General features: G+C 74.9%; 8 protein-coding genes. 1 reads left to right on the top strand and 7 read right to left on the bottom strand.

Annotation, left to right across the window (positions count from 1 at the left end; translation table 11 throughout):
• Nucleotides 1-59: 59 nt before the first annotated feature.
• Together ACFC0G_RS04310 and ACFC0G_RS04305 are read right to left on the bottom strand one after the other, a co-directional pair.
• The gene (locus ACFC0G_RS04310; RefSeq protein WP_376396948.1) at nt 60-1,763 is read right to left on the bottom strand and encodes a DUF885 domain-containing protein; all 1,704 of its coding nucleotides are present in this window, start codon (nt 1,761-1,763) and stop codon (nt 60-62) included.
• A 48-nt stretch (nt 1,764-1,811) separates the two neighbouring features.
• Nucleotides 1,812-2,309: an Lrp/AsnC family transcriptional regulator gene (locus tag ACFC0G_RS04305; RefSeq protein ID WP_376396945.1), complete on the bottom strand. Its 498-nt coding sequence runs from the start codon at nt 2,307-2,309 to the stop codon at nt 1,812-1,814.
• A gap of 59 nt (nt 2,310-2,368) precedes the next feature.
• Between ACFC0G_RS04305 and ACFC0G_RS04300 the strand changes: the two genes are divergently transcribed.
• A complete protein-coding gene (locus ACFC0G_RS04300; protein ID WP_376396942.1) occupies nt 2,369-3,598 on the top strand; it encodes a trans-sulfuration enzyme family protein in 1,230 nt (409 codons plus the stop codon).
• Here the strand turns inward: ACFC0G_RS04300 and ACFC0G_RS04295 are convergent.
• The 5 genes from ACFC0G_RS04295 to ACFC0G_RS04275 form a co-directional block, all read right to left on the bottom strand.
• A complete protein-coding gene (locus ACFC0G_RS04295) occupies nt 3,507-4,964 on the bottom strand; it encodes a GNAT family N-acetyltransferase (RefSeq protein WP_376396940.1) in 1,458 nt (485 codons plus the stop codon). The genes ACFC0G_RS04300 and ACFC0G_RS04295 overlap by 92 nt on opposite strands.
• Before the next feature lie 206 nt (nt 4,965-5,170).
• On the bottom strand, nt 5,171-7,834 hold the full coding sequence (locus ACFC0G_RS04290) for a DUF6493 family protein (protein ID WP_376396937.1): 2,664 nt from the start codon (nt 7,832-7,834) through the stop codon (nt 5,171-5,173).
• 65 nt (nt 7,835-7,899) lie between these two features.
• Nucleotides 7,900-9,336 carry an SWIM zinc finger family protein gene (locus ACFC0G_RS04285; protein ID WP_376396934.1) on the bottom strand — a complete coding sequence of 479 codons (1,437 nt, stop codon included), beginning with the start codon at nt 9,334-9,336 and terminating at the stop codon, nt 7,900-7,902.
• 104 nt (nt 9,337-9,440) lie between these two features.
• Complete coding sequence (locus tag ACFC0G_RS04280; protein ID WP_376396932.1) at nt 9,441-11,027, bottom strand: alkaline phosphatase D family protein; 1,587 nt, start codon at nt 11,025-11,027, stop codon at nt 9,441-9,443.
• A gap of 96 nt (nt 11,028-11,123) precedes the next feature.
• A complete protein-coding gene (locus ACFC0G_RS04275) occupies nt 11,124-12,569 on the bottom strand; it encodes a PLP-dependent aminotransferase family protein (protein ID WP_376397295.1) in 1,446 nt (481 codons plus the stop codon).
• Between the last annotated feature and the right edge of the window lie 2 nt (nt 12,570-12,571).

Here is a 12,571-nt window from a genome sequence, read left to right as displayed (position 1 = left end):
GTGGTACGGGGCCCGGTGTCGACACGGCCCGCCCTCCCTGGAGACGCGGCAGCGCGCGCCTAGAGCCGCGACAGCGCGTCGACCAGGTCGTCGAGGCCCAGCGGGCCCTGCGAGAGGGCCGCCATGTGCCAGGCCTTCGCGTCGAACGCGTCGCCGTGCGCGGCCCGCGCGTTGGCCCGCCCCAGCAGCCAGGCCCGCTCGCCCAGCTTGTAGCCGATCGCCTGGCCCGGCATCGAGAGGTAGCGGGTCATCTCGCTCTCCACGAAGGCCGGCGGGCGGCTGCTGTGCAGCTGGAAGAACTCCTGCGCGAGCTCCGGGGTCCACCGCTCGCCCGGCCGGAAGGGCGAGTCCGCCGGGATCTCCAGGCCCAGGTGCATGCCGATGTCCACGATCACCCGGCACGCGCGCATCATCTGGCCGTCGAGGTAGCCGAGGCGCCGCTCCGCGTCGGGCAGGAAGCCCAGCTCGTCCATCAGGCGCTCCGCGTACAGCGCCCAGCCCTCCATGTTGGCGCTCACCTTGCCGATGGTCGCCTGGTAGCGGGAGAGCCGGTCGGCGACGTGCACCCACTGCGCGATCTGGAGGTGATGGCCCGGAACGCCCTCGTGGTACCAGGTCGACACCATGTCGTACACGGGGAAGCGGGTCGTGCCGTCCACCGGAAGCCAGGTGCGGCCGGGGCGCGTGAAGTCCTCGGACGGGCCGGTGTAGTACGGCGCGGCGGCGCCGCCGGGCGGGGCGATCCGGGACTCCACCCGCCGTACGCGGTCGGCGAGTTCGAAGTGGGTGCCGTCGAGCGCCTCGATGGCCTCGTCCATCAGCCCCTGGAGCCAGACCCGCACCTCCTCCACGCCCTCGACGTGCGTGCCGTGCTCGTCGAGGTGGGCGAGCGCCTCCCAGGGGCCCGCGCCGGGCAGGATCCGCTCGGCCTCGGCCCGCATCTCGCCGAGGAGCCGGTGGTACTCGGACCAGCCGTACGCGTAGGCCTGGTCGAGGTCCAGGTCGGTGCCGTTGAAGTAGCGGGTCCAGCGCTGGTAGCGCTCACGGCCCACGGTGTTCGGCGCGTCCGCGACGGTCGGCGCGTACACGTCCCGCATCCAGTCCCGCAGCGCCGCCACCGCCCCCGTGGCGCCACGGGACGCCGCCGCGAGCTCGGCCCTGAGCTCCTCGGGCAGCGCGTCGGGACAGGCCGCCGCGAACTCCTCGAACCAGCCCGGCCCTCCGCTCTCCCCGCCCGCCCACTCGGTGAGCTGGCCGACGAAGGTGGCGGTGGGGCGCGGCCCGGCGTACAGCTTGCGCTCCAGGCCGAGCGCGAGCGCGGAGCGGTAGCCCTCCAGCGCGGCGGGGACGGCCCGCAGCCGGGTGGCGACCGCCGACCAGTCCTCCGCGGTCTCCGTCGGCATCATCGTGAAGACGATGCGCACGCTGTGGGCGGGCGACCGCATGTTGCTGACCGTGCAGAGGCCCTCGTCGGCCTCGTGCACGGCGAGTTCGGCCGTCAGGCGCTCCCGCAGCAGCCGCGCGCACCGCTGCTCCGCGTCGCCCTCGGCGCCCGGGACGCGCTCCGCCGCGTCGAGGGCGACGAGCGTGCGTCGCGCGAGATCGGCCACGGCCTTCTGCCCGGCGGGCGAGAAGTCGGGCAGATGACCGGCGCTCTCCTTGACTCCCAGGTACGTACCGGTGATCGGGTCGAGGGCGATGAGTGCGTCGACGTGGGCGTCGGCGACCTGGCGGGGCAGCAGGCTGCTGGAAGTCTCTGGCATGGGGGCCATCCTGGCGTCTCCCGGTGGCCCCGTCACCCTCGTTCGATCTCAGTCGGCCGACAAGGAAGGGCCCGTCCCGGGCGGCAGGAGCGGGCCGCACTCCCACTGCTGGAAGATCAGCCGGGTCTCGACCCGGGCCACCTCGCGGCGCGAGGTGAACTCGTCGAGCACGAGTCGTTGCAGGTCGGCGGGGTCCGCCACGGCCACGTGCACCAAGTAGTCGTCGGGGCCCGTCAGATGGAAGAGCGCCCGGGACTCGGAGAGGGCCCGGATCCGGTCGACGAACGGACCGATCAGTTCCCGCCGGTGGGGCCGGACCTGCACAAGGAGAAGGGCTTCCAGCCCACGACCGAGTTTGGCCGGATCCAGTCGTAGCTGGTGACCGAGGATCACGCCCGTGCGGCGCAGCCGGGCCACTCGGTCCAGGCAGGTCGACGGCGCCACACCCACCTCTGCGGCGAGTTCGCGATAGGTGGTCCGGGCGTCGTTCTGCAGGAGGCGAAGAATGTGCAGATCGACCGCGTCCAGTACGACAGATTCGGCCATCGGTCGAACGTAGCACGGCTTCTTCCCGCTACCTTCCGGTAAACGTTCACAGTGCCGCCATGGACGCCATGGACCGCGACCCCTCGGCCACCCCGAGGGCGCTCGCCACCGAAGCCGTGCACGCCGGCCGCGAGGACCTCGCCACGCTCGGAGTGCACGCCCCGCCGCTCGACCTGTCGACCACCTACCCCTCGTACGACGCCCGGGCCGAGGCCGCGCGCATCGACGAGTTCGCCACCACGGGCGCCCGGCTCGACGGCCCGCCCGTCTACGCCCGGCTCGACAACCCCACCGTGGCCCGCTTCGAGGACGCCCTCGCCCGCCTGGAGGGCACCGAGTCCGCCGTGGCCTTCGCCAGCGGCATGGCGGCCTTCACCGCCGTCCTCCTCGCCCGGGCGAGCCAGGGACTGCGCCACGTGGTCGCGGTCCGTCCGCTGTACGGCTGCAGCGACCACCTCCTGGAGGCCGGGCTGCTCGGCACCGAGGTGACCTGGACCGACCCGGCGGGCATCGCCGACGCGATCCGCCCCGACACCGGCCTCGTCATGGTCGAGTCCCCGGCGAACCCGACCCTCGCCGAGGCCGACATCCGCGCCCTCGCCCACTCCTGCGGCTCCGTGCCGCTCCTGGTGGACAACACCTTCGCCACGCCGGTCCTCCAGCGTCCCGTCGAACAGGGCGCGCGGATCGTGCTGCACAGCGCGACCAAGTACCTGGGCGGGCACGGCGACGTCATGGGCGGGATCGTCGCCTGCGACGAGGAGTTCGCCCGTACCCTCCGCCAGGTCCGCTTCGCCACCGGCGGGGTGCTCCACCCGCTCGCCGGCTATCTGCTGCTGCGGGGCCTGTCCACCCTTCCCGTACGGGTGAAGGCGGCGTCGAACTCGGCCGCGGAGCTCGTCCGGCGGCTCGCCACCGACCCCCGGATCGCCCGCGTCCACTACCCGCGGATCGGCGGCGCGATGATCGCCTTCGAGGTCTACGGGGACCCGCACGACGTGATCGCCGGAGTGCGGCTGATCACCCCGGCGGTCAGCCTCGGCAGCGTCGACACCCTCATACAGCACCCGGCCTCCATCAGCCACCGGATCGTGGCCGAAGGAGACCGGCGCTCGGCGGGCGTCAGCGACCGGCTGCTGCGCATGTCGGTCGGCCTGGAGGACGTCGAGGACCTGTGGCGCGACCTGACGCAGGCGCTCAGCGCTCCGCCCGCCGGACCTCCTCGTGAGGCAGCGGCTGCGACGGCGAGCGAGGGCTCCGGCGCGGTGCTGCGGCCAGTCGCGCGGTGATGACGAGGGTGCCCTCCTCGATCTGGTAGTCGAGGGGGAGCTGGAGCGCCCGCATGGCGGCCACCATCCCGGTGTTGGACGCCTGGGTCACGGCGTACACGCTCTCGCAGCCGGCCTCCTCGGCCATCGCCACCAGCCGGCCGAGCAGCTCGGAGCCGATGCCGCGCCGCTGCCAGTCGTCCTCGACCATCAGGGCGACCTCGGTCTCGTCGCCGTCCCACAGCAGGTGGCCGAGGGCGACGAGCCGCCCGGAGGTCGTCTGCACGGCGAGCGTGCGGCCGAAGCGGGGGCTGAGCAGGTGGTCGAGGTAGCGGTCGGCGTCGCCGACCGGGCCGTGGTAGCGCAGGCCGAGGGTGCGGGCCGAGCAGCGGTCGTGCATGGCCCGCGCGGCGCGCAGGTCGCGCTGGTCCGCACGGCGGACGGTGATCTCGTTGCCCTCCGGCAGGGTCAGCACGTCCTGGCTGCGGGGGAGACGCGGGCCGAGCCGGGCGTCGAGCTCGACGAGCGCGCGGGCCCGGGCGAACTCGGTCGGGGTGAAGGGGAGATAGGGCCGCTCGACGATGAGCGTGCCGCCGTGCGGGTCGCGCAGCCGCATCACGGTCTCCTCCAGGACCCCTTCGACCGGGGCCTGCTCACCGGTGGGACGGCCGGTGAGGGAGAGCGCGGGCACGGAGTGGAGGGTGCAGCGGCCGAGGAGCTGGCGCAGCGCGAGCGGCAGTTCGGCCGCGTCGAGCGCCGTACGGGTGGCCAGGCCGAGGACCCGGGTGGGCGTGTCGACCAGGTCGTGGGCGTCGGCCCGCTCGGTCCAGGTGTCGCGGCCGCCGGCCGCCGCGGTCTCGCGGGCGAGGGCCTGGGCGGAGAGGCCGGCGGGGGCGCGCAGCAGGAACTCGTCGACCGTGCCCCGGGCCAGCGGATGGGTCTGGAGGGTCAGGATGTCCACGCCCAGCCTGGCGAGGACCGTGCACAGGGCGGCGAGGCTGCCCGGGGTGTCCTCGACGGTGGTCCGCATGCGCCAGAGGACCGTCTCGGCGGCCGGCCGGGACGTGGCCGCCTCTTGGTCGCTCGGGTCGGCCTGGTCGGCCGCCGCCGTGGTGCGGGCAGTGTGGGCGGGCGGCCCGCCGGTATCACCGGCGGGCGGCGCATGGCTGTGGCTGTGCCTCCGCGCCCACCAGGTGTGGAACGCGGCGGTGGCGACCAGCGCGATCGCCGAGAAGACCAGGAGGTAGTGGCCGTCGGGGCCCTTGACGATGGTCTTGGCGATCGTGTCGGCCACCACCACGGCGGTGAACAGGGCGGCGAGCTCGATCAGGTCGTGCCGCCAGTGGTGCGGGCGGCGGGCGGTCTTCGAAGACGTCACATCGGTCATGCCTTCACTGTGACCCAGCGGTGTTGCGTGATCACGAACGTTCTGTGACTGACGGGTTAAGCGCCGATCTGGTGCCTTAGGGGCCGATTCAGACCGTTTGGGTCAGAGTCTGATCGGCCCCTTGAGCAGCCCTTTTCTCCGGAGCCCTGGCCGACTTTCCCGGGACACCCCTAGGGGGTGTCTTGCCGATCAGGGTCGGACAGGCCCTAGCCGAGAGCGTCGCGCAGCCGCCTCGCCTGGACGACCAGCTGTGTGGAGCCCTTGCCCGAGGCGACCCCGTCGAGCCCGGGAACCTCGCCCCGCGCCCCGCACCGCTCCACGCAGTCGGCCGCCACCGCGAGGACGTCGCCGAGGCCGCGCACCGGCTTCCCGCCGCCCAGCAGGGCGGGAAGCGCCGCGCCGAGCACCGCCCAGACCGTCGCGTACGCCCCCGTGGCCGCCGCCGTCCGGGCCGCGTCCGCCAGCCGGTTCGGCTTCACCGATCCCTCGGCGACCAGCCACCCGAGCTCCTCGCCCACCTGTCGCGCGTCCAGATCGCCCCGGGACGCGAGCACGAGCAGAGCGTCCACCGCCCGCAGCCGGTCGTCGGCGTCCCCGGCGCCCAGGGCGAGCGCGAGGGAGACGGCGACGGCCCGGCCCACCCGGCCCTCCGCCTCGGCCATCCCGGTCAGCGGTTCGGTCGTCGCCTGCCGCGAGCTGCCGCCTCGCGCGACCGACGGTACGAAGCAGGCCGCGAGCACCTCGCGGTCGGCCGGCAGGATCGGGGCCCAGTGCTCCCCGCCGGTGACCCAGTGGTAGCAGCGGCGGGGCGCCGTCTCCAGCGTGCCGCCCAGCCACCGGAAGGCGGGCGGGAACTCCTCCCGCACCACGGCCCGGTCGGCGAGCTCGACCTCCACCCGCTGGAAGACGAACCACCTCTCCAGGGTCCGGTCCTCCTCCCGCCCGAGGAACCGTACGGTCGCCGCCAGCGGCTCGTCCGCCCGCAGCCACGCGCCGAGCCGCCGCCCGGCCACGGTGCCGAGGGCCGACGCCTCCTCTTCCGCCCGCCCGGCGTCGGGGCCGGTCCGCAGGACCCGCAGCAGGGCCTGGGCCAGATCGGCGGGGGCGGGCTCGACGCCCGCGTCCCGGTAGGCGCGCAGTCGCTCGACGAGCACCAGAGGATCGATACCGCCGGTGCTCACGGTCGGCGCGGCGAGCAGGAACGGCAGGGCGCCGGTGCCGATCAGGGCGGCGGCCTCCCACAGCCGGGCGTCCCTGATCCCCGTCAGTGCCTCGTGGAAGCAGGTCGCGCCCTCCGGTTCCCGTGCCCGCCGGTCCTCGATCCACGACGGTTCAAGGAGTCCGAGCAACCCGGCGAGCACCGCATGGAGCGCGCGGAAGTCGTAGAAGAAGTGGTACGGCTCCTGCCAGCTCGCGATGGTGAACGCCTCCCGCACCGCGCGCGCCACCGCCTCCCGGTCCCGGTGCGCGTGCCGCACCACTCCGTCGAGGGCCCGCTCGAACCGCACCGGGTCGTCGGAGACCCCCTTCGCCAGCATGTCCTCCACCAGCTCCTCGACCGTCGACGCGGGGGGCCCGACCGGCTGCGCCTCGGGCACGGGCGGCAGGATCTCCTCGTACGGGAAGCCGGTCTCCTCCTCCAAGGCCTCCCCGAACAACGCCGCGGCGGCCGGCCGGTGCCCCGGGCTCAGCAGCCCGGCCTGAGCGGCCAGTTCCCGCCGTACGGAGTCGTCCACGGCGGACAGATGACGGGCCACCAGCTTCAGCGCGCGCCCCTGGAGGTCGGTGTCCTCGTTCCCGAAGACCTCCGCCACCGGGGGCAGCAGCTCGTCCGCCGCGCCCGGATCCCGCGCCAGCGCCTTGCCCACCAGCGTCAACTGGGCCCGCACGAGCTTCTTCTCGGTCCGGAAGAGCACCGCACTCGTCATCTCGGCCAGCGCGGCCGTCGACAGCGCCCCCTCCTCCGCCAGCTCCGCCAGCACCTCCTGCGCGTACCCCGCGATCGGCGACGGCGTGTCCGCCGTCATCCCGACCAGGTCCGGGATCCGCTCCCGGAACTCCGCCGCGGTCGGCTCGACGAGACGCAGCACGTCCAGCGGGAACCGCAGGTCGCGCGGACGGCCGCCCCGCAACAGCCGGGAGACGGCGGCGTCCAGGACCGCGGCCCGGTCCAGCACGCCCTCCCCGACGAGCGCCGCGACCGCCGTGGGCCAGTGCGCGTGGGGAGCCTCGGTCAGCGTCCAGGTCAGCCCCTCGGGGCTCTCGGCCATCGAGAGGGCGTGGATCACCAGGGCCGGCGTCTGCGGATCCTCCCGCAGCCGCTCCAGAAGCGTGGGGCCCTCGAACGACCGCCTCCAGCGGCTGCCCTCGCGGAACTGCCACGCCCAGCCGAGGACATAGCCGTCGGTCGTCGGCACCGCGCAGCCGGACCGCTCCACCAGGCCGCGGATCAGCTCGTAACTGTGCTCCGCCACGGCCGGCCGCGAGGCCAGTCGGCCCGCCACGTCGGCCAGCCACTCCGGAGACCGGTCGGTGACCGCCCGGAGCGCCAGGGCACTGCCCTCCGAGCGCCAGGGCGCCAGCTCACGGCCGCCGAGCCAGGTCGCCGCCGCCGACGCCCCCGGGTGGCAGCCGGCCCCCGCGACGTACAGCGCGCTCCGGACGTCGGCCGCCTCGCGCGGGCGCTTCGCCTCCCAGCTCCGCACCTCGGTGCGCAGCGACTTCAGCTCCGCGAGGACCGCGGCGCGCTCCGTCGCTCCCAGCCCCTCCAGCAGCGCGGGCACCTCGTCGGCGCGCCCGCCGCGCACCGCCTCGATCAGCTTCTCGATCCCCACGGACTGCCCTTCCCCCTCGGCCTTCGTCGTCCCCACGGCCTTCTCCGTCCTTGTCGTCACTGCCCCCGCCCCCATCTTCCGCTCCTCCGCCTCGGGCTCCGTCACCGCACCGGCCCCGCCTGCGGCTCCACCTCCGGTTCCGCCGTCGGCATCACCTGCGGCTCCGCCTCCGGCACCGGCTCGGCGGCCGACGCGCCCCGCCGGACCATTCGCACCGCGAGCGCGTGCTTGCACGGACCCCGCCGTCCCTGATGGTCCGCCCACCACTGGCACGTACAGTTCAGCGCCCCGCCCGCCTCCCGGACCCGGTAGCGCCGCTCGCCCGAGGCCACCGTCGCCAGCTGCCCTTCGAGCTCCACCGCGCCCTCCGCGACCAGGCGGCGGGCGCTCACCAGCCGCGGGTTGTGCCGCTCGGCGCGGTCCGCGTCGTACGGCAGCTCCCGGTGGAAGTAGGCCGCCTCCGCCACGTCGTACCCCACCCGGCCCGCCGTGCCCAGCCGGGTCAGCGCCGCCCGCACCCGGTCGACCGTGAGCCCGGCCTGCGCCGCGAGGTCCGCCGGGTCGATCCGCGGCTCCCAGGCCAGCAGCACGGCCACCAGCTCCGCGTCCCCCGCCGCGTCCTCCGTCGCCAGCGCCTCCAGGACCCCGCCCTCGCCGGAGAAGCCCCGCGCCGGGTCGGGCGAGAGCGTCAGCGTGAGCCGCATGCCCGGCAGGGTCACCTCCCAGGCGCTCGCCGTGGCCGCGCCGTCCGGCACCGGCCCGTACACCCGCAGCCCCGTCGCGTGCCGCAGCACCCGCTCCAGGGCGACCAGCCGATCGGGACCCGGCAGACACACCGCACCCGGACCCGGCCGCGTCGTCGGACGCAGCGTCCGGCCCGCCGGGACGATCCACAGCGGGCCGCGCCCCCGGGCCTGCCCGCGCGGCAGGGACCGGAGGAAGCGGACGGCCTCCGCCCCCGTCAGCTCGGCCCGCAGGTCGAACCGGGCCGAGGCGACCTGCGCCTCGGCGAAGCCCCGCAGCCACCGGTCCGGCAGCGGGACCTTCTTCTCCACGACCGCCCCCGCGAGGGTGGTCACCGCCATCTCCTCGGGGCCGACCCGCAGATGCAGCGGATCGTCCCCGGTCATCCGCGACAGCGCCTCGCGCAGCGGATCGTTGACGTCCACATTGGTCGTGCCGTGACCCGTCTCCGCGCCGCCGAGCCCCTCGTCGAGCACGTCCAGGCGCGCGTACACCCCGCCGCAGCCAGAGAAGGACTCGAACCGCAGCCGGTCCCCGTTCCCCGTCACCACCGGGTCCAGCGAACCCGGCCGCGTCCGCTGGTGATAGCGGGCCGCCGCCACGTCGGCGACCGCGAGCAGACCGCGCGCGGCGACCTGCGGAGCGGCCAGGAAGCCGGCGAAGAAGCGGGGATGGGCCTCGGCGCCTCGCGGCGTGAGACCCCCCGCCGTCTCCAGTCCGAGCAGCCGGCCGGAGCCCGTCGCCGCCAGGGCGGAAGGGCGTGCGTAGGCGAGCGCATGTACGGATGACGTCATGGGAAAACGGTAGGGCTCCCCACTGACAATCAGCGCGGGGCCCTCTCCGTACCGCCTCCGACCAGGACTTACCGCCCGACGAGACCCGGTCGCGGCCCGTTGGCCTACTGCCCGACGAGCCCCGGCCGCAGCACCTTGCTGAACAGCACCGATCCGCCCTCGGCCCGGAGCCGCACCGTCAGCTCGCCGCTGTGTCCGTCGATGTCGACCTCGCCGAAGTACTGCGGGCTCTCCATCGGCGACAGGTTCGCCCGCTCCGGCGCCCGGACGAACACCCGCTCAGGACCGAAGGTCGCGTCCAGCGCGTTCGCCGGGAACCCGCCCGCCGCCAGCGGACCCGACACGAACTCCCAGAAGGGCGCGAAGTCCTGGAAGGCCGCCCGCTCCGGCGCGTAGTGCTGCGCCGACGTGTAGTGCACGTCCGCCGTCAGCCACACCGTGCCGGTGATCCGGCGGTGCTTCACGAACCGCAGCAGCTCTGCGATCTGGAGCTCGCGGCCCAGCGGAGCGCCCGGGTCGCCCTGCGCGACCGCCTCGAAGTTCGCGGAACCGTCCGGTACGACCAGGCCGAGCGGCATGTCCGCCGCCAGCACCTTCCACACCGCCGTGGACGCGGCCAGTTCCCGCTTCAGCCAGGCCAGCTGCTCCGCGCCCAGGATGCCCGTGGTGTCGTCGGCCTGCCGGCCGGGGGAGTTGGCGTTCCGGTACGAGCGCATGTCGAGCACGAACACGTCGAGCAGCGGCCCGTACCGCACCACCCGGTGCATGCGACGGTCCTTCCCGCGCGCGTGCAGGGTGGAGACCGGGGTGTACTCGCCGAAGGCCCGCAGCGCACGGGCGGCAAGGACGTCCACGTCCTTCTCCGTGTAGCGCGCGTCGTCCAGGATCTGGCCCGGATACCAGTTGTTGCGCACCTCGTGGTCGTCCCACTGCACCACCGAGGGCACCTGCGCGTTGAACGCCCGGACGTTGTGGTCGAGGAGGTTGTAACGGAAGTTGCCCCGGTACTCGTCGAGCGTCTCCGCGACCTTCGACTTCTCCGGTGTCGTGACGTTCCGCCAGATCCGCCCGTCGGGCAGCGTCACGCTCGGCTGGACGACCCCGTCGGCGTAGATCGAGTCGCCGCTGCACAGGAAGAAGTCCGGATCGAGACGGCGCATCTCCTCGTACGCGCGGAAGCCGCCGATGTCCGGGTTGATGCCCCAGCCCTGCCCGGCGATGTCCCCCGACCACAGGAAACGGACGCCGTCGCGCCGCCGTTCCGGGGCCGTACGGAAGGTGCCGACGACGGGCTCGCCCGTCCGGCGCGGATCGTCCGGGTCCGCGAGCGTCACCCGGTAGTGGATCTGCTCGCCGGCCGGCAGCCCGCGCAGCGCCGCCGTGCCGGTGTGGTCCGTGTCCGCGCCGATCAGCGGCCCGTGGTGGCGCCGTACCCGCCGGAACGACTCGCTCGCCGACGTCTCGACGAGCATGCGCGCGGGCCGGTCCGACCGCACCCACACCAGGCCAGAGGAGGCCGTGACGTCGCCTGTCTGCACGCCCCAGGCGGCCCGCGGCCGCCCCGAGAGCGCGAACGCCGGCGCTGCCAGGCCGGCGCCGCCGAGCGCGATTGCCGCAGAGGCGGCCAGCGACCCGCGCAGCACACCGCGCCGTGCGGGGGAGGGGGAGGAACCGGGCACGGGGTGGGACATCGAAGACCTCCAAGGACGCGTCCGGGCGCGGAGTCGCGCCGCCGCCCCCTGCCTAACGGCCGGGGGCGGCGCCCACACCAACCCCGCGTGAACAGATCACCCCCGGCCGGGACGGCCCACCGCCTCCGCCACGAGCCGGATGCCCCGCGCGATGACCGACGGCGACAGATGCGCGTACCCGACGACCAGCCGTACGTCCCCGTCGTCCGGCCGCGCCGTGCCGTAGTCCTCCAGCGGCCGCAGCGCCACACCCGCCTCCGCCGCCCGCGCCAGGAACCGCGCGGGCGGCCCGAACCGGCCCGGCACGCGCGCGATGACGTGCAGCCCGGCCGCGATCCCGCTCACCCGCGTGCCCGGCAGGTGCTCGTCGAGCGCGGCGAGCAGCGCGTCCCGCCGCTCCCGGTAGGCACGCTGACAGCGCCGCAACTGCCGGTCGTACCCGCCGCGCGTCACGAACTCCGCGAGCACCGCCTGATCGAGTACGGGATTGCCGAGGTCCATCGTCCGCTTCCGCTCCACGACCTCGCCGAGCAGCGCCCCCGGGACGAGCATCCAGCCGAGCCGCAGCCCCGGCGCCAGCGACTTGCTGACCGTCCCCGCGTAGACGACGCGCTCCGGGTCGAGCCCCTGGAGCGCGCCGACCGGCGCCCGGTCGTACCGGAAGTCGCCGTCGTAGTCGTCCTCCAGGACGTAGCCGTCCACCCGCCGCGCCCAGTCGAGGAGCGCGGCGCGCCGCTCCGCCGACCAGCTGATCCCGGACGGGAACTGGTGCGAGGGCGTCACGACCACCGCGCGCACCCCGGAGTCGGCGAGCGGCCCGGGCCGCAGCCCCTCCTCGTCCAGCGGCAGCCACCGCGTGTCCATGCCGGTCGAGGCGAACAGCCGCCCGTGCTCCGGGCTGCCCGGATCCTCGACGCCGACCGTGCGCAGCCCCCGCGCCCGCAGCACGAAACCGAGCAGCGTCGACGCCTGCGCCACGCCCGAACACACCACGAGCCGCTCCGGGTCGGCCACCACGCCCCGCCGCCGCGCCAGCATCCCGGCCAGGGCCTCGCGCAGCTCGGGCAGCCCGCGCGGGTCCGGGTAGCCGAGCGCCGGGTGCGGCAGCCGCGCCAGGACGGACCGGTGGGCCGCCGCCCACGCGGCCCTCGGGAACAGCGAAAGGTCCGGGGTGCCCGGATGGAAGTCCACCCGGACGCCGGTCATCCCGGGCGCCAGGTCGTGGGCGCCGCGCACGGCCGAGCGTGCCGCGCCGCCCACCCAGGTCCCCGCGCCCCGGTCGCTGCGCAGGTACCCCTCGGCGGTGAGCTGCTCGTACGCCTCGGTGACCAGGCCCCGCGAGACGCCGAGGTCGGCGGCGAGCTCACGGCTCGACGGCAGCCGGGTCCCCGGGGTCAGCCGCCCCGAGCGCACCGCGTCCCGCAGCGCCTCCTGGAGGGCCCGCCCCCGCCGCCGCGCGGGCGCGCCGGCCGCCGGAAGCAGCAACTCCCAGGCCGGCTGGGCGCCCTGGCGCGTACCGCCGGGCCGGTCGGGTACGGGCACGT

Origin of the sequence: Streptomyces sp. NPDC056169 (assembly GCF_042268445.1) — a bacterium.
In the GTDB taxonomy this organism is placed as follows: domain Bacteria; phylum Actinomycetota; class Actinomycetes; order Streptomycetales; family Streptomycetaceae; genus Streptomyces.
Note: the sequence above shows the minus strand (reverse complement) of the source record. Positions and strands in the feature narration are given on the sequence as shown.